Origin of the sequence: Roseovarius sp. 217 (assembly GCF_000152845.1) — a bacterium.
GTDB lineage: Bacteria > Pseudomonadota > Alphaproteobacteria > Rhodobacterales > Rhodobacteraceae > Roseovarius.
Genome location: NZ_CH902584.1, coordinates 856,375 through 874,783 on the forward strand (window position 1 = coordinate 856,375; position 18,409 = coordinate 874,783).

The window sequence follows — 18,409 nt, forward strand, 5'->3', positions numbered from 1 at the left end:
GTCTAAGATTCCCCACTGCTGCCTCCCGTAGGAGTCTGGGCCGTGTCTCAGTCCCAGTGTGGCTGATCATCCTCTAAAACCAGCTATGGATCGTAGGCTTGGTAGGCCATTACCCCACCAACTACCTAATCCAACGCGGGCCGATCCTCCTCCGATAAATCTTTCCCCCGAAGGGCGTATGCGGTATTACTCACCGTTTCCAGTGGCTATCCCGCAGAAGAGGGTACGTTCCCACGCGTTACTCACCCGTCCGCCGCTAGATCCGAAGATCTCGCTCGACTTGCATGTGTTAGGCCTGCCGCCAGCGTTCGTTCTGAGCCAGGATCAAACTCTCAAGTTGAAACGCGTCTCCGCGTATCCTTGACGTTCGAACCTCTGCACATCTTCAATGCACTACCGCTTCGCTACTTGAGTGCAGATAAATCTACCCCCAATCGCTCCGCAGCATGGTCGACCCGGCTAAGGAAACGACCGCATTGAAAGTCATCTGTCTGATGTACATCGTTTCCAAAGAAACGAAGTCCATACAAGACAGTGAAGCTGACACTCCATCATCGGGCCGAAACCCTAAGAGCGTTGATATACAGACGTTGATCCATCGAAATGAACCAAACCGCCCACATATCTCTTCAGTTACCAAATTTTCAAAGAGCGTCGAGACAAAATCAACCGGAAGCGCCAATCTACCTAGCGCAACCCGCCAACCTTACCTCCGAAGTTCGTCCCGCAGCCTTCCCAAGAGCACCGCCCCAAGTCCGTCCCGCGTCCCAACAACCGCCTCAGCAGCGCCGGTGAAGGGGTATTTACGGTTAGAGGCTCAGACCCGCAACCCCTTTTTTACAGAAAAATGAAATTTTCTTCGCAGCGCCTGTTTTTTCTTCAAATGGCCCTGTTTTTCAACGTTTGAGGCACGAGCTCTTGACCTTACAGTGACTGGAATCCCTATCTCTTCACCAGAATAGCAAAGGAATCGTCATGTCTGGTGGTGCAGGACTGAGAATCGAAGTGCAGGGGCTAAGCTGTGCGGGATGTGCCGGACGGGCTGAGCGCGCGCTTAGCGGCGTGCCAGGGCTAAGCGACATCTCCGTCAATTTCGCCAATGGGCAAGCGCATATGGTACTGCATGACGCCCGCGCCACCGACATCGCGAGGGCCCTGCGCGCGGCAAACTATCCGGCTCGCGAAGAAACCATCTCTCTCACCGTTTCTGGGCTCAGTTGTGCATCGTGTGTGGCCCGGGCCGAGGCGGCGCTGAACGCGCTGCCCGCTGTGCTTGAGGCACGGGTCAACCTGGCGAATGGGACTGCCTATGTCCGATATCTCCCTGGCAGCACTGATGCTGGCGTTCTGGTTCGTGCCTTGACCGAAGCGGGCTATCCCTCCCGTATGAAAGATGACCACGGAGAAGATCAGGCCGCGCGGCGCAGGGCGGAGATTGGCCAGGCGCGACGGCAGGTCTGGACTGCCGGATTGCTGACCCTGCCGGTCTTTGCGTTGGAAATGGGCAGTCATGTGATCCCGGGCATGCACGCTCTGATTATGGACACGATTGGCATGACCACCTCATGGCTGGTACAGTTCGTGCTCACCACGTTGGTCCTGATCTGGCCCGGGCGGCAGTTTTATCGGCTCGGTGTCCCTGCATTGCTCAAGGTCGCTCCGGACATGAACAGCCTCGTGGCACTGGGCGCATCTGCGGCCTGGGCCTATTCGACCGTGGCACTCTTCCTGCCTGCATTCCTCCCTCAGGGCAGTAGCGCTGTCTATTTTGAGGCCGCAGCGGTGATCGTCACGTTGATTCTGACCGGCCGCTGGCTTGAGGCTCGTGCCAAGGGCCGCACCGGGGCAGCTATTCAGCGTCTGATCGGGCTGCAACCAAGAACCGCCCGTGTCGAACGCAAAGGCAATATCACCGACCTGCCAATAGAAGAGGTCGCGGTTGGTGACATCATTCACTTGAGACCCGGAGAAAAGGTGGCAATTGACGGAGAAGTGGTCGAAGGCTCCTCTTATATTGACGAGTCGATGATCACAGGTGAACCCGCACCGGTGGCCAAAGGGCCAAGCGATGCTGTCGTGGGCGGCACCGTGAATGGTGCGGGTGCCCTGAGTTTCCGTGCGACCGCAGTGGGACACGATACGGTGCTGGCACAGATAGTATCGATGATCGAAGAGGCACAAGGGGCCAAGCTGCCGGTTCAGGCATTGGCGGACCGGGTGGTGCGGATCTTTGTGCCAGTAGTGATCGCGATTGCGCTGCTAACGGTTGCGGTTTGGTTGATCCTCGGGCCTCAACCGGTTCTCACTCACGCGCTGGTGGCTGGAGTTTCGGTCCTGATCATCGCCTGCCCCTGTGCCATGGGTTTGGCGACGCCCACCTCGATCATGGTGGGCACCGGGCGTGCGGCAGAACTCGGTGTTCTTTTTCGCAAGGGCGAGGCCTTGCAGCGGCTGGATGAGGCGCAGATCGTAGCCTTTGACAAAACCGGCACCCTGACGCGCGGCAAGCCCGAAGTAACGCGCATCTCTCTGGCCGCGGAGCAGACTGAGGACGACATTTTGCGACTGGCCTCAGCCGCGCAATCCAAGTCCGAGCATCCGATTGCGCGCGCCATCGAAGATGCAGCGGCCCGCCGGGGGGTGGACATTCCGCAGGCCAAGACGTTTCAGGCAATTGCCGGGCATGGCATAATTGCAGAGGTAGAAGGTCACGCATTGGTGATAGGTTCCGCACGCCTGATGACCCGTGAGGCGATTGAAACAGGCGCATTGACTGACGCCGCGCAAAGCCTGGCCGCGGCGGGACAGACGGCCATCTATATTGCGATAGACGGGAAACTCGCCGCAGTGTTTGGCGTGGCGGACGCGGTCAAGCCGACAAGTCGCGCGGTGATCGAGGCCTTGCACGCCAAGGGCATCAAGACAGCCATGATCACCGGCGATAGCACGGCCACTGCTCAATCCATAGCCCAAGAGTTGGGGATCGACCATGTCGAAGCAGAGGTTCTGCCCGATGGCAAGGTGGCGGCGGTGCGAGCGCTGCAAGAGCGCTTTGGCGTGCTGGCCTTTGTGGGAGACGGGATCAATGACGCACCAGCATTGGCACAAGCCGATGTGGGCATTGCCGTGGGCACCGGCACCGATGTGGCGATTGAGGCGGCCGATGTGGTCCTCATGTCGGGTGATCTGATCGGGGTGGTGAACGCACTCGATCTGTCACATCGCACCCTGCGCAATATTCGGCAGAACCTCTTTTGGGCCTTTGCCTATAATGCGGCCTTGATCCCGGTGGCGGCGGGCGTGCTCTATCCGGCCACGGGCACGATGCTCTCGCCCATGCTTGCGGCGGGCGCGATGGCCCTGTCGTCCGTTTTTGTTCTGTCGAACGCGCTGCGCCTCAAGCGTCTGCACCCGGCTATGGAGGGCACAGCATGAACATTTCAGAAGTGGCACGAGAAACCGGCCTGCCTGCCAAGACCATTCGCTACTATGAAGACATCGGACTCATCCGTCCTCTGCGTGAAAGCAACGGTTACCGGGCCTTTCGCAAGAGCGACATCCACAAGCTGGCATTCTTGGCCCGGGCCCGCGCCTTGGGCTTCTCTATCGAGGATTGTCGCAAGCTCCTGGCGCTCTACGAGGATCAGGACCGCGCGAGCGGTGATGTCAAACATTTGGCTGAAGAGCATTTGGCGCAGATTGAGGACAAAATCGCTCAGTTGCAATCCATGCAGGCTACCTTGCGCCATCTGGTGCGGGAATGCGCCGGTGACGCCCGCCCAGATTGTCCGATCCTTCGAGATCTCGCCGAAGGCTAAACAGACCGGGGGCACTGCCGCCGAATCCCCGAGGTATTTTAGGCCAGATGATTGCGACTTTGCGTTTCGCCTTAGGTCGAGCACCCAAACCGTCACTTGCCGTAAGCGAGCCCTTCACGGCGAGGATCCGCGCCACCAAACAAACGCGCGCCCTGTTCGATCACATGCAGCCCAGACGTGAGGGAGGTCTCCCGGACCTCAAAGCCCATGGCAGTCAGTGGCTCCGCCAGCGCGCTTGCCTCAGGTTCGATGTCATAGGGACCAAAACGATTGACCAGATGCGGCAGGCTGACCGCCTCTTGCACATCCATACCCCAATCCACCCAAGCGATGATTGTCTTGACCACATAGCCTATAATCTGGCTACCGCCCGGACTGCCGAGAATGAGCACAGGCCGCCCATCACGGCGCAGGATGGTCGGGGTCATAGAAGACCGTGGTCGCTTGCCCGGAGCGACCGCATTGGCAATCGGCACACCGTTCTCATGGGTGGCAAATGAGAAATCGGTCAACTCGTTGTTGAGCAGGAAACCCCGCACCAAAAGGCGTGAACCAAAGCCATTCTCGATGGTCGTGGTCATCGAGAGCGCATTGCCATGGCTATCGACAATCGAAATATGCGACGTTGAGGGCAGTTCCAGGGACTGATCATCGGCCCAGTTTAGAGCATGGTCGAATTCGGGGGTGCCGGGCGAGACCTGTGGCAAGGCATCGTCACCCCTCAAGAGATCAGAACGAGATTTCAGGTAGTCAGGTGAGAGCAAACCTTTGAGCGGAACAGGCAAGAAATCGCTATCCGCAAGATAGCGCCCCCGGTCTGCATAGGCCAAGCGGCTGGCATCACCGATCAGGCGCCAAGCCTCAGGGCTATCAGAGCCAAGGGCTGCCAGATCAAACGACTCCAAGAGCCCAAGAATTTGCCCCAGAGTGATTGCCCCCGACGAGGGTGGGCCCATGCCGCAAACCTCAAAGCCGCGATACGGCGTGCATATAGCAGGTCGTTCCTTGACCCGGTAGATCGCCAGATCAAGCGGACTGAGGACCCCCGGATTTCGACCCGAGCGCTGCACCCGTTCTGCGATGTCGAGCGCCAGCTCGCCGGTGTAGAACGCCTTGACACCCTCCTGCGCAAGAAGCTGCAGGGTATTGGCATAGTCCGGATTGCGCAAGATTTGCCCCGCTGTGAGCGGCGCGCCATCCGGCAGAAAATAATCGCGGGTTTCCGCAAAGACCTTCAAGTGGTCTGCATCCGCGGCAATCAAACCAGCCAGACGCGGGCTAACCGGGAATCCATCCTCGGCCAGCCGTATCGCATCGGTGAAAAGCCCTGACCAATCGGCACGCCCCCACCGGGCATGTGCGTCGGCCATGAGCGCGGGCGTGCCGGGTGTGCCGACGGATCGTCCGCCCACGACCGCATCAAAGAATTGCAACGGCTCCCCGGCCTCATCCTGAAAGAGGGTCGGTGTAACGGCAAGTGGCGCTGTTTCGCGCCCGTCCAATGTGGTGATTTCTCCGCTCTGGCCATCATGCCAAACAAGGAAGGCCCCACCACCCAAACCAGAACTTTGCGGCTCAACCAGACCAAGCACGGCTTGGACGGACACCATGGCGTCCGCAGCAGTTCCGCCCGCCGCCAACACACGAGCGCCGGCCTCAACCGCCAGGGGATGCGCGGCAGCGATCATCCAAGTCTGCGCTTCGACCGGACGACCTGCGTCCTTGGCGGCCTGTGCCGCCTCCAACATCGGAGGCACTTGCACTGCCCCTGCCCCGGCGCCCTCCGGCGCGACCGTATCAGCGGTCTGTTGCGCCAGACCCGGACCGCAAAAGAGTACCCCAACAGCCAGAACAAGCGCGCGCATCGTCGGTCTCCCTAGAGTGGATCGGTACGCCAGAGCGTCACCTTGAGCCCACCATGCGCCACCGGCGGTCCCGGTGGCAAGAAGGGCAGACCGGTCGTCTTCGCAAGGCCTGCGTCGCTCGTGACGAGCCCGACGCGCCAACCCTTCATTTCTCGCTTTAGAACATCGCCCAAGCTGGCATAGAGGCCGAAGAGCAATTTGCGGTTGCCAATGCGCGCGCCATAGGGCGGGTTGACCATCACCAATCCCGGTGGCCCGTCCGGTCGGGTCAACGCCGATAGCGGCTGGCAGGTAAACTGCGTGATCCCATCCACCCCTGCGCGCTCCGCATTCTGGGACGCCATACGAACGGCGCCTGCGTCGCGATCAAAGCCGAAAAATCTCAAAGGTGTCTCACGCGCGCCTGCGGGATGCGACATCGCCGCCCAAGCCACAGACTCAAACGCGGCCATATCTTCAAACGCAAAGCGGCGCGCGCGCCCGGGGTGACGCCCCGTCGCGATCTCTGCCGCCTCAATAGGAAAGGTCCCCGAGCCGCACATCGGATCGAGAACCGGCTCGCGCCCGTCATAGCCGCATTGCCGCAGGAAAAGCGCCGCGAGGGTCTCGCGCATTGGGGCCTTGCCAACCGCCTCTTTGTACCCGCGCCGGTGCAGCGGTTCGCCCGAGGTATCAAGGCTGAAGGTCACCAGATCATCCTCGATCCGGGCCATAAGGCGCAGCGCCGCCTCATCATGCACTTGCGCGCCAAGCGTCTCGGTGATCGCCTTAACGATCCTCTCTTCAGCGGCTCCTGCGTGATAGATCTTGGACTTTCGGCACGTCACTTCGACGCGCAGCGGGACATCGGCGCGCAGGTGCGCGGCCCACTCGAATTTGCGCGCGCGTTTGTCAAGTTGCGCCAGATGAAAGGCGCGGAACGAGCCAATCCGCGCCAGCACCCGCCCCGCACCGCGCAATTCCAGATTTGCCCGCCATACATCGGGCCAGAGCCCCACGAAACTGACCCCTCCAGGCAGGATTGTGACCGGACCGAACCCGTGCTCAATAGCCTCTTCGGCTAGAGCATTTTCATGCCCCGGTGGTGCGGCGAGAAATATCTCAAAAGGCTCTGATTGGCTCATTGCGCCGTCATAAGAGGAATTGCAGCCAAAGGCGAGCGCTCAGAGCATTGAGGGCACAACCTGATCAGGCGGGCGATGCCCATCGTCAAAGGTCTTGATGTTGATGATGACCTTTTCGCCCATCTCGATCCGACCTTCGAGAGTGGCCGATCCCATATGCGGCAAGAGAACGACATTCTTGAGCTCTCGCAATCGGGGATTGATGTCCGCACCGTGCTCGTAGACATCAAGCCCGGCACCCGCGATTTCACCTGCCCGCAGCATGCGCGTCAGGGCATTCTCGTCGATGACCTCGCCGCGTGACGTGTTGACGATCACCGCGTCGGGCTTCATCAACTTGAGCCGCCGCGCATTCATCAGGTGAAAGGTGGAAGGCGTATGCGGGCAGTTGATGCTGAGCACATCCATCCGCGCCACCATTTGATCGAGGCTCTCCCAATAGGTTGCCTGCAAGGCCTCTTCGGTTTCGGGACGCAACCGGCGGCGATTGTGGTAATGGATCTGCATGCCAAAGGCGGCGGCGCGCCGCGCCACTGCCTGTCCGATCCGCCCCATGCCAAGAATACCCAGACGCCGCCCAGCAACCCGGCCACCCAGCAAAGCTGTCGGCGACCAACCCTGCCAGTCACCAGACTGCATTACTGCCAAGCCCTCGGGCAAGCGTCGCGTTACGCTAAGAAGCAGGGCCATGGTCATATCCGCAGTATCATCAGCGGACACTCCCGGTGTGTTTGATACGAGAATTCCATGCTGGCGCGCGGTGCCTACGTCAATGTGATCAACCCCTGCCCCGTAGTTGGCGATGAGTTTCAGACGGTCCCCGGCCTGCGCGATCAGGCTGGCATCAATCCGGTCCGATAGCGTTGGGACCAGCACATCGACGTCCCTGACGGCACGCGCCAGTTCCTCGCGAGTCATTGGCGCATCTGTCTCGCGCAATCGGACATCAAACAGTTCACGCATCCGCGTCTCCACCGGTTCAGGCAGGCGTCGCGTAACGACAACACTCAGGCGTGCAGATGGCATGAAGCCCTCCTTAAAACTTTCCTTTCAGGCGCGTTGCTGCCAGAGTGGCGCAGGAAAGAGCGGGGCACAAGAACCCCCTTGCAATTTGTCGGGCAGAAATCGAATGACAGTGATGAAATCAGGTCTTGCGGCCGTTTTTACGTTGATATTTGTCGGTCCGCTGGCCGCCACCGCTGAAGACCGTGGGCCCGTCACAAACCTACCTCTACCGCGTTTTGTGTCGATGAAGGCCGCCGAGGGGAATGTGCGCCGGGGGCCCAGCCTGACGCATCGGATTGACTGGATCTTTAAGCGCCGCGATATGCCGCTCGAGATCACCGCAGAGCATGGCCATTGGCGGCGGGTGCGTGACCGCGATGGCGCAGGCGGTTGGGTGCATTACACGCTCTTGTCAGGCGTACGCACAGCAAGTGTCGAAGTCGAGATGCTGGATCTTCTGGTCAGGCCTGAGCCGGATACAATGGTTGTGGCGCGGCTGGAGCAAGGCGTCATTGCCCGAGTCGAGGAATGCAAGCCTGACTGGTGCGCGATCTCGGCTGCGGGATACGACGGATGGGCCCCCAAAACTGCACTCTGGGGTGTCAAAGCCAGCGAAACCTTTGAATGATGCAGCCAATTATGCGAAGGATTCCAAAGTAATTTCAGAAACATAATGAGCGAAACACACGAGTAGGTGTTTTTTTTACCAAGCACCCTTGAACCGCGCCAAGGTCCAGAGTAATTAGCGCGGCACGTTGGGGTGTAGCCAAGTGGTAAGGCATCGGTTTTTGGTACCGTGTACCGTAGGTTCGAATCCTACCACCCCAGCCAAGTCTCCTAAGTTAATATTTTTCAATAACTTAGACGAGATACAATATTCATCTCCGGAACACTTTGCCGTGCCACGGCTTCGTATCACCTTGGCCCATTGTGAACCGACGAGTCGATCAAACCGGCCAACTCTAAAGCAACGGATCGCAGGGACAGGGCGCTCAAGACCGCACACGCTGTGATTTGCCCCAGTCTCTGCCGCCTGTAGGCCGAGAACGGGCGCTTCCGACACCGATTCGAGTTCGACAGATAGAAGGACACAGTCGCCTGCGCCTCGAGATCATCCACGACAGAGCCGCTACCGTCTTCGGAGCCTCAAAAGGCAGATGCGTAAAGCATCACCCAGAGCGACAGCTTGACAGAGCGAACATATCCCCCAGAAACTCCGACACAGGTGTCAGCCCGGAGACACTTTGGGAGCAGCGCCATCGAACACCGATGTGAAGCGCAGCATGAAGAGGCCGCAAATCGAGTCGATCTGGCCTTCCTGATTTCTAGATGACCTCAGTCCACCCAAACGGCAAGCGGGAGTTCATTTAACTCGCGGCGGATGCCTCTCCAACGTGGCAGCTCACCATCCAAGACCTAAGTGAATTTATTGTCATGAGTGGGGAAATAAGATGTGCGAGTTCATGGTCACTTCGTCGTTCGGAATAGAACCGGGATCAGATCGCGTTCCACGACGATATCGTATGAGCTCCTGAACAAAGAGGTCGCGACCGCGTTTCGGCATCTTTGTGGCCCACATCGATGATGCTCGCCTTGACCTTGTAGGCATACGGACGCCCAGGCACCCAGCCGGGTGGGGAAAGGCCCCCAGTACCTGAAAATCGGTGGGCGAGTCGTTTACAGGACCGAAGACTTGGAGGTTTTCGGGCGCGAAATGCTGCGAGCAGCCGACGAGCAGAAGAACGGCAGATAGCCACAACACATCAAACCTGCCGCCTCGCCGGGGCAAGAGCTAAAGCTGCGTTAAGCATTTGCATTGCCAGATGATGATCTCTCGGCTAACCTGCTGTAGGCCCAGAAAATGGGCGCGCATAGTTACCATGCGCATCAGGGGGCTGGGAGGCCACGGTGGACAACGAGAGGTCCGAACTTCGCTGGGGAGTCGAGCAGCGTCTCGAGTTCATAGAGTTCCGCCTGTTCTGGGAGGGACATGTGAACCGCAGCGACCTGATGGACCAGTTCGGGGTCTCGGTGAACCAGGCGTCCACCGACCTGAACCGCTACATCGGCTTCGCGCCGGACAACATGGTCTACGACAAGAGCGCGCGGACCTACGTCCGTGGCCCCGAGTTCAAGCCCCGTTTTCTCGAACCTGACGCAAGCCGCTACCTCGCCCAGCTTCGGTCGGTGGCAGACGGGATCCTCGACCGCGAGGACTCCTGGATCGCCGATCTCCCACCCTACGCCTCAGCCCCGACCCCGGTGCGCGGCGTCAATCCGGTGACGCTCCGCTCCGTGGTCGGCGCCATACGCCGGTCCGAGGCGATCGAGGTGAAGTACCAGTCCCTGTCCAGTCCGGAGCCGCGCTGGCGCTGGATCGCTCCGCACGCCATCGGGTTCGACGGGTTCCGCTGGCACACACGGGCGTTCTGCCTGACCGACGAAGCCTTCAAGGACTTCCTGCTCTCGCGAATGCTCGAGATTCGAGAGTGTCGGGAAAGCGATGTGTCCGCGATTGACGACCGCGACTGGAATACTGAAGCCACTCTGGAAATCGGGCCCCACCCCGCCCTTTCCGAAACCCAGGCCAAGGTCATCGCGCTCGACTACGGGATGCGTGGCGGCAAGGCGAAGATCAAGGTCCGGCGCGCGCTGCTGTACTACGCGCTCAGGCGTCTCGGGCTTGATACTGATCCCGGCGCGAGGAAGCCGCAGGACCAGCAGATCGTGCTTCTCAACAGGGAGGTCATTCATGAAGATCATGGATAGACTGTCCCGCATCCTCGGCAGTCGCGACCAAACGACGAGCGAACCGGAAAGCCATTTTCTTGGGCCTTTCGAGATCCGGCTGATCGCCGAAGGGAAGCTCGAGAGGCTTGCCGAATTTGCGGCATCTTCTCGCCTCCACACCGCCGACCCGAAAGGAGATACACCACTCCACCTTGCCGCGCGCATGGGCAATCTGGCCGTCTGCGATCTCTTCATTCGGTCAGGTGCCGACCCCGGTGCACTGAACCACGACCGACAGACACCTGCGGATGTGGCATTTGCCGAAGGTCACGGTCTCGCCGCGCAGCTTCTGTCTTCGCTTGTTGCGGGGTCGCCGGAGACGGAAACGGAGACGGTCGGCGAGCGCGAGGTTTCACTTGTGGTCGAGGATGTCGTCATCGGGCCCGATGGAGTTCCGGAGCATCGTGTCGCCGTTTCTCAGGAGACAGAGCCAACCGATAGGACCGACGACCTGGATGACCTGCTGACTTTCGAAGCTGAGGCAGAGCCAGAGGAATTCTTCGATCAGTACGCGGGCGATACGGCATCGGGGACATTCGTAGCGCTCATCAGTTCGTCACCAGTGGTTTCGGATAACGTGGACGTGGATTGGGATCTCGACCTTTCAGCTGCGCCGATTGCTGGAGAAGGCATCGGCTCCAGCGCCGCGGTGACGGCCGATCATGGTGCAGAGAACGACTTCCTGAAAGTCCGGAACCGCGGCCGGCAATCGGTCAAACGCGCTGTCGTCCAGACCGGCACGCGGATCTCGATCGACCCGGAGCTCTGCTTCACCTGGGCAGAAGAGATTCTGGCAAAGGGTCGGTGCTCCCTCGACGATATCGACCGCCTGGTCGCCCATTGCGAAGGGAATGGTGATCTCGAGGAACTGCGCAGCAATCTCCAGCGCAACATGGAAGCAGCTGGCTTCGATCTCGCTAAGGCGACGGAGCATGATGCCGACATCTGGGACGCCGTCTCAGACACATCGTCCGATGACCTTGCTGACGCGATAGAGGCAGCCCTTACGCGTCGGACGCGGCTTCCCGGCACACAGCGCTTCGTCATGGACAAATCAGAAGAGCTGCAGTTGCTGGAGCCCATGATGCGGGCCAAGCAGGAACTCCAGCTGGGCATCCTGGCCTCCGAGACCGCCGTCGAAACGATCCTCGACGTCATGAACCGCCTCCGCGACGGTTCGCGAGACCCCGGCTCGGTCTCCCTGCGAACCATTATTCCCTCGCGACCGGGCCATGCGGAGACGTCCGAAGTAATGGCCGCCGCGGACGCCCTGAGGTCGTGGAACACTACTGGCCGGGTAATGGACGGCAAACGACGAAGAGAGGCTCTTGCTGCGCTCGAGGCATTGGAACTCTCTCTCGCTTTCCACAAGGAGTTGGTCCGCAGACTTGAGCAGTTCCCAGCGTGCCAAGCAGAGGCCAGTCAGCTTGAAGCCGAAATCCTGATCTCCGAATCCGCTACAGAACACCTAATCCGCGAGCACCTGCCTTACGTGCGGCGGTTTGCCTCGCGGAACGTGGAGGAAGGAGAGGAACCAGAGGACGTCTTCCAAGTGGCGTTCATGGGTCTGCAGCGTTCCACAAGGCGATTTGATCCCGAACGTGGTTATCGCTTCCTCATCTACGCGACATACTGGATGCGACAGGCCATCATGCGATGGCGCGCTGATGAAGGCGCAGCGATCCGAATCCCCGTGCACCGGAACGAGAAGGTCACCAAGCTTGATCGCGCCCTCGACAGGCTGGACGTTCGGGTCGGCGGTGCCGTTTCCGACCTTGATCTTGCCGAGGAGCTGGAATGGGCAATCGACGAGGTCAGACAGTTTCGCTGCATCCCGCGTAAAGCCGAATATCCCGCAAGCCTCGACGACTGGGACAACCTGCTGCCCGAGCCTTCAGAAGTGGATGTCTTGGACCAAGCAGAAACCGAAAGGATCGTGACAGAAGCACTGGCCGATCTGCCGGAACGTCAGGCTGATGTGATCCGGATGCGTTTTGGTATAGGGCATGATTCTGAAATGACCCTCGAGGAAATCGGTCAAATCTACGGCGTGACACGCGAGCGCATTCGTCAGATCGAAGCGAAGGGCCTCGACCTACTTTCCCATCCGGGCCGTAAGCGTCGGCTCCAAGAATTACTGGGCTACAACAGCAGTCGCGGACCGACAGTCTCCGCCGATCGGCGCCAAGAATTACCGGGCTACGACAACGGTCGCGGACAGAAAGTCTCCTCTGTGCAGCACACAGAAGAAGATGGCCCATCCGAAATAGATAACAACGAGAGGCGACTCATGTCTTGGACGAGATACCGCGTAGCTCGTCTTGAGGAACTTTGGGCGGCTGGCATGAGCGCAAGTGAAATTGCTGAGAATCTGGGGGGAACCAGCCGGAATGCTGTAATTGGCAAGTTGAACCGCCTCGGTTTGGCAGACTCCGGCAGGGGGCAATGCCAATGACTGTGCGAAATGCTCCCCCGTATGCCGGTTCGATGCTCGAGTCACTTCGCGGGCTCGGCTATGCGCTTCCTACTGCACTGGCCGATCTGGTCGACAATTCCATTACGGCGAATTCAACCGCGATCGCAATCCATCTCGAATGGGCCGGTCCAGAAAGCTGGGTAAAAATCGTCGATGACGGTGAAGGCATGGACGACGAGGCTCTGGAGGCTGGCATGCGCCTTGGCGCTCGCGATCCGAGGGCTGAACGCGCCGCCAACGACCTCGGGCGCTTCGGGCTGGGCCTGAAGACGGCCAGCTTCTCTCAGGCTCGTCGCCTCACCGTCGCCAGTCGGAAGGAAGGTGGACCGGTCGTCTGCCTGCGCTGGGACCTCGATCTCATCGGTCAGGAGCACGGTGCCGAATGGCCGCTTTTTGAGGGACCCGCGCCGGGATCGGAGCATCTGCTCGCACCGCTTGACCAGATGGCGCACGGCACAATTGTTCTCTGGGAGAAGCTGGACCGTATCGTGACAGATGGCTTCGCGGCCACGGACATGATCGAGCTCGCGGATCGCGTTGAAGCCCATCTAACGATGACCTTTCATCGACTCCTCGAAGGCCAACTCCCCATGCTGCGCCTCGCGCTCAATGGCAGAGGATTAAAGCCTTGGGACCCATACCTCATCGGTCATCCCGGTAAGGCACTTGAAAGCGCCGAGTATCGGATCCTCCACACCACCGGAGTGACTGTGCAATGCCACGTCCTTCCGCATCGCGACATGCTCAAGCCTGCCGAACAGGAAACCGCAGCGGGGCCGGGAGGATGGACGCAGCAGGAGGGATTCTACGTTTACAGAAACAGGCGTCTTCTTCTCGCTGGGGGCTGGCTTGGCCTCGGCGATGGCGGCAAGCCGTGGCTGCGGGATGAAGCTCACAGACTCGCTCGCATCCGGCTCGACATACCGAACAGCGCGGATGCAGATTGGAAGATCAATGTCCTTAAATCGACGGCCAGCCCCCCAGTGCGCCTGCGATCCCAGCTCCACCGTCTCGCATCAGAAACACGCGACACGGCACGGCGGGTCTTCGCTCACCGGGGCCACGTGACCCCGGCCTCAGGCACGCGCTCGAACGCAGTTGCCGAAGCATGGCAAGTGCGGCGTTCGGCACAAGGGACGTCTTACCGGATCGCTCGTGACCATGATCTTGTTGCCTCGATCCTCGATCGCGCCGGTCCACTCAGGCCCGACATTCTCGCTCTTCTGAGGCTGATCGAGGAGACAGTACCCGTGCAGCGCATCTGGCTGGATACGGCGGAAGACAAGGAGACGCCGAGAACTGGTTTCGCCGGAGCGGCCGACAACGAAGTGATGGAGACCCTGTCCTCCATGTTTGAAGCACTGGTGAAGTTCCGCGGGCTCAGCCCAACAGACGCGCGCGAGCGGCTTGGTCGTACGTCCCCATTCGACCGGCACCTCGACTTGGTTGCAGCCCTTGAAGCGAAAGACACCCAATGACGATTTCAAACCAGAAGGCCTTCGATTCAATCCTTTCCATGGCCCAGAACATGCTCCGCCTCGCCGCGGAGCGCGCGCAGAGCTCTGTCACGCCGGAAATGATCGAGAAGGAGCTGACGAAGCTTTCGATCATGATGGAGGACGATTTCGCCCTTGTTGATCGGGACGCGCTCGTTGACGAACTGATCCGCCGTTCAAGCCGCACGGTGGGCGAGAACGCCACACTGTCGAGCGGCGAGGACCATATCGCTTGGCTTGATGCGGAAAGGAAGAAGGGCTGGACCTATTGGCAGCGCTACTCAGAGTATATGGAAGCGCGCATCCCTTGGACGGCCCTCGACGCCCTCGACGTCGCCACTGACGAAGTCCTTTCACAGCTCGAGGACCCGACCCGGGAAGGCGCTTGGGATCGTCGCGGACTGGTCGTGGGCCACGTTCAGTCGGGGAAGACAGGCAATTATACCGGACTGATCTGCAAGGCCGCCGATGCCGGTTACAAGATCATCATCGTACTTGCAGGCTTGCACAATAATTTGCGATCGCAGACGCAAATTCGCTTGGAAGAAGGCTTCTTGGGGTACGGTCTGAGCAACAGTTCTGATGAGCTTGAACTTGTTGGTGTCGGTAGCATCGACGCGGATCCGTCAGTTAGGCCTCATACAGCGACTAACAGACGGAACAATGGTGATTTCACGACGGCAATTGCTTCAAAACTTAATGTAAGTCCCGAACATCGGCCTTGGCTATTCGTTGTCAAAAAGAACAAGACAGTGCTGGAGCGCTTGTTGCATTGGATACGGAACCGCGCCATAAATCACGTCGATCCTGCAACTGGGCGCAAGTTAGTCACCAACTTGCCTCTTCTCGTTATTGACGACGAATCGGACAACGGATCAGTCGACACTGGTGAGGATATTGTGGACGAGTTCGGTAATCCGGATCTTGAACATGAACCCAAGACAATCAACAGGTTGATCCGCTCGATCCTTCATCATTTCTCGCGGAAGGCCTATGTAGGCTACACGGCGACGCCCTTCGCGAACATCTTCATTCATGACCGCGGCACGACACAGGAATACGGACCGGATCTTTTCCCGGCAGCCTTCATCACCAGCCTTGCGGCGCCATCGAATTATGTCGGACCGGGTCGTGTCTTCGGATCGGCTTCCAGCACGCCGGAAGACCTGCCTCTGGTGCGCTCGCTTTCGGACGATGAGTTCCAGCCGTGGATGCCGCCACGACACAAAAACGGCTACCGGCCGGGATGGCAGGGAGAGGACCGTGTCCCAGACTCGCTCGCAGAAGCGATCCGCTCCTTTGTCTATGCCTGTGCGGTGCGGAAGCTGCGCGGACAGGGCAGCAAGCATTCTTCGATGCTCATCCATGTTACCCGCTTCACCTCGGTACAGAACGCTGTCGTCAACCAAGTCGCAGATTACGTGCGGGATCTGAAGGGCCGCTACACCCGCGGCATCGAGCTTGAGGACCTCGAGGCGTCCATGCGCAAGGAATATGAAAAGACCTTCCTGCCAGGCATGCAGGGAATCCGCTATGCTCTCGTCGAGGGCGAAACGCTGGAGGACTTCGCTTGGGCGGACATTCGTGCCGTCCTCCCCGACGTCCTGTCCGACATTCGCGTGCGCGAGATCAACGGCACGGCGAAGGATGCACTCGATTATGCCGAGAACGATGGCACTGGCCTGAAGGTGATTGCCATCGGCGGCGACAAGTTGGCGCGTGGTCTGACGCTCGAAGGTCTCTGCACAAGCTACTTCCTTCGGACCGCGCGCATGTACGACACGCTCATGCAGATGGGGCGCTGGTTCGGCTACCGCGACGGCTACCTCGATGTCTGCCGCCTCTACACGTCGCAGGAAATGGTGGAGTGGTTCGGCCATATCGCCGATGCCGCCGAAGAGTTGCGTCAGGAGTTCGACAACATGGTCGCGGCCGGCGCCACGCCAAAACAGTTCGGTCTGCGGGTGAAATCGCATTCGGTGCTGACGGTGACCTCTCGGGCCAAGATGAGAAACGCTCGAGCGATGCAGCTGACCTATTCGGGCGACCTTCTGCAGACGATCGTGTTCCCCAACCGCAAGGACGACATCACGGCGAACTTCGAGGCCACGGATCGGTTCATCAACGCACTCGGTCCATCGACGGATCTGAATGATCAGCATTTCGTTCCACAAGGCCAGAAGTGGAACGGTCACCTTTGGCGAGATGTGCCAGCCCTGAGCGTCATCTCGTTCCTGCGGGATTACAGAACCCACCCTGCTAGTTTTCGGATAATGAGTCCGCTGATCGCGGACTTCATCGAGGAGATGAACAAGGATCGTGAGCTGACGAACTGGACGGTCGCACTGATCGGGAAGGACAGTGGCCAGGACGACAAGCACCGCACGGTAGGCGGTTGTTCGGTCAACATGCTCCAGCGCAAGCGCACGACCGAACATGCGGATCGATACTCGATCAAGACCCTGATCTCGCCTCGCGATCAAGCCATCGATCTGACCGAAGCGGAATGGAAGGCAGCGCGTGATCTCAGCCAAAAGACCTGGCGCAACGACACGGATCGAAACGAAGGCAAGGAGCCGCCTTCCGAACCAAGAGGTCCACAAATCCGTCACATTCTGGGAGAAGGCGTTACCGACGTGCATATTCCGGCTCGCCGGGAACGTGGTCTCTTGATGCTTTATTTGCTCGATCCAGCGGAAGCCAAGGTCGACGAGATAAAAGATGCTGATCCCGTCGTCGCTTGGGCCATCAGTTTTCCGTCGAGTACTTCCGAGAGAAGGGTCTCCAACTCAAGGTACATCGCTAACAGCGTGCTTTGGGGAGGCCTCAATGAGTGGGTGGACTGAAGATGGGATTGCACGCGCCTGGCGAGCGCTCGCGCGCCAAGAAGCGGCGGAAGACTGGCGATTTGTCCACCTCACTGGGATGGGCGCCGTCTCGGTTGAAGCAGGCTGTCACTTTCCGCTCGGTCGGGAAGCCATGATCGTCTCCTTTCCCGGATCGTGGCCGGTCAATCCGGCACGGCTGCCCGAAGGCAAGGGTTTCGACGTCTCCTGCATCGAGGGTCAAACCGTATTCGCAGGGAAGACGGCGATCGCTCTCGTAAGGCAGCCAGAGGGCTCACCCGACATCTTTGCCATAATGGTCGTGGATGTCTTGAGAACGCTGGAGACTGCAGCCAACAGCGTGAGCCGCGACGTTGTGGAGGCCTTCCTCGAACGGGTCAGAGAGTGGCAGGCTTTCATGGCCCGAACGCACCGTCCTCTTTCGTTCGATGCGCAGATCGGCCTGCTCGGCGAACTCTGGATGCTCAGGCTGCTCACGGACACCTCCCTCGGAGCTGGTGCTCTCGACTGCTGGCAGGGGCCGTTGCGAGCTGCACAGGACTTCCACGTTCGGGGTGGCGCGATAGAGATGAAGAGCACGGTCCGGACCGGCAGCTTCCTCGCGCGGATCAACAGCATCGAACAGCTGGATGGTGACCGGGCGCCCAACTTCCTGTGCGCCTTTCGCTTCGAGGAGAATACCGATGGGATCTCGCTCGTCGGTCTCGTGACTGAACTCCGAGAGAGGTTCAGACTGGCCGGAGTGCAACGCGGGTTCGAAGCACTGCTCATGGTGATGGGCTACCTCGACGAGCATGCAGCGCTCTACGGGCGCACACTAACATTGAAGGACGCAAGGGCGTTCCGCACGGAAGGTGACATGCCGCGTCTCACGCGCGCTGCGCTTCCAGCTGCCATCCGCTCAGCTGCCTATGTGCTCGACCTCGACGCACTCGAAGTTCCCTCGATCGGACCTTCGGAGTTGATTAACGAATTTGGACTGGATTGAC

General features: G+C 59.6%; 11 protein-coding genes, 1 tRNA gene and 1 other annotated feature. Of the genes, 9 read left to right on the forward strand and 3 right to left on the reverse strand.

Annotation, left to right across the window (positions count from 1 at the left end):
- Positions 1-11: 11 nt before the first annotated feature.
- Positions 12-294, reverse strand: a sequence feature (16S ribosomal RNA rRNA prediction is too short).
- A gap of 681 nt (positions 295-975) precedes the next feature.
- Together ROS217_RS04050 and cueR are read left to right on the forward strand one after the other, a co-directional pair.
- A complete protein-coding gene (locus tag ROS217_RS04050) occupies positions 976-3,435 on the forward strand; it encodes a heavy metal translocating P-type ATPase (RefSeq protein WP_040650339.1) in 2,460 nt (819 codons plus the stop codon).
- The gene (gene cueR / locus ROS217_RS04055; RefSeq protein ID WP_009816396.1) at positions 3,432-3,818 is read left to right on the forward strand and encodes a Cu(I)-responsive transcriptional regulator; all 387 of its coding nucleotides are present in this window, start codon (positions 3,432-3,434) and stop codon (positions 3,816-3,818) included. The genes ROS217_RS04050 and cueR overlap by 4 nt, the downstream gene beginning before the upstream one ends.
- A 92-nt stretch (positions 3,819-3,910) precedes the next feature.
- Here cueR and ggt read toward each other — a convergent pair whose 3' ends face one another.
- The 3 genes from ggt to ROS217_RS04070 are packed head-to-tail and all read right to left on the reverse strand — an operon-like array spanning position 3,911 to position 7,833.
- The gene (ggt, locus tag ROS217_RS04060) at positions 3,911-5,683 is read right to left on the reverse strand and encodes a gamma-glutamyltransferase (RefSeq protein ID WP_009816397.1); all 1,773 of its coding nucleotides are present in this window, start codon (positions 5,681-5,683) and stop codon (positions 3,911-3,913) included.
- Positions 5,684-5,694: 11 nt separating this feature from the next.
- Positions 5,695-6,807, reverse strand: coding sequence for a THUMP domain-containing class I SAM-dependent RNA methyltransferase (locus ROS217_RS04065; protein WP_009816398.1), 1,113 nt, complete (start codon positions 6,805-6,807; stop codon positions 5,695-5,697).
- A 39-nt stretch (positions 6,808-6,846) separates the two neighbouring features.
- Positions 6,847-7,833 carry a 2-hydroxyacid dehydrogenase gene (locus ROS217_RS04070; RefSeq protein ID WP_040650340.1) on the reverse strand — a complete coding sequence of 329 codons (987 nt, stop codon included), beginning with the start codon at positions 7,831-7,833 and terminating at the stop codon, positions 6,847-6,849.
- 103 nt (positions 7,834-7,936) lie between these two features.
- Between ROS217_RS04070 and ROS217_RS04075 the strand changes: the two genes are divergently transcribed.
- The 7 genes from ROS217_RS04075 (at position 7,937) to ROS217_RS04105 (ending at position 18,408) form a co-directional block, all read left to right on the forward strand.
- Positions 7,937-8,440 carry an SH3 domain-containing protein gene (locus ROS217_RS04075; protein WP_009816400.1) on the forward strand — a complete coding sequence of 168 codons (504 nt, stop codon included), beginning with the start codon at positions 7,937-7,939 and terminating at the stop codon, positions 8,438-8,440.
- A 128-nt stretch (positions 8,441-8,568) separates the two neighbouring features.
- Positions 8,569-8,643: transfer RNA gene (locus ROS217_RS04080), tRNA-Gln, on the forward strand.
- Between the two features lie 1,077 nt (positions 8,644-9,720).
- Positions 9,721-10,581, forward strand: coding sequence for a WYL domain-containing protein (locus ROS217_RS04085; protein WP_009816401.1), 861 nt, complete (start codon positions 9,721-9,723; stop codon positions 10,579-10,581).
- Complete coding sequence (locus ROS217_RS04090) at positions 10,565-13,057, forward strand: sigma-70 family RNA polymerase sigma factor (protein WP_009816402.1); 2,493 nt, start codon at positions 10,565-10,567, stop codon at positions 13,055-13,057. The genes ROS217_RS04085 and ROS217_RS04090 overlap by 17 nt, the downstream gene beginning before the upstream one ends.
- The gene (locus ROS217_RS04095; RefSeq protein WP_009816403.1) at positions 13,054-14,556 is read left to right on the forward strand and encodes an ATP-binding protein; all 1,503 of its coding nucleotides are present in this window, start codon (positions 13,054-13,056) and stop codon (positions 14,554-14,556) included. Before ROS217_RS04090 ends, ROS217_RS04095 begins: the two co-directional genes overlap by 4 nt.
- The gene (locus ROS217_RS04100; RefSeq protein WP_009816404.1) at positions 14,553-17,420 is read left to right on the forward strand and encodes a Z1 domain-containing protein; all 2,868 of its coding nucleotides are present in this window, start codon (positions 14,553-14,555) and stop codon (positions 17,418-17,420) included. The genes ROS217_RS04095 and ROS217_RS04100 overlap by 4 nt, the downstream gene beginning before the upstream one ends.
- The gene (locus tag ROS217_RS04105) at positions 17,404-18,408 is read left to right on the forward strand and encodes a PD-(D/E)XK motif protein (RefSeq protein WP_009816405.1); all 1,005 of its coding nucleotides are present in this window, start codon (positions 17,404-17,406) and stop codon (positions 18,406-18,408) included. The genes ROS217_RS04100 and ROS217_RS04105 overlap by 17 nt, the downstream gene beginning before the upstream one ends.
- Position 18,409 lies beyond the last annotated feature (1 nt).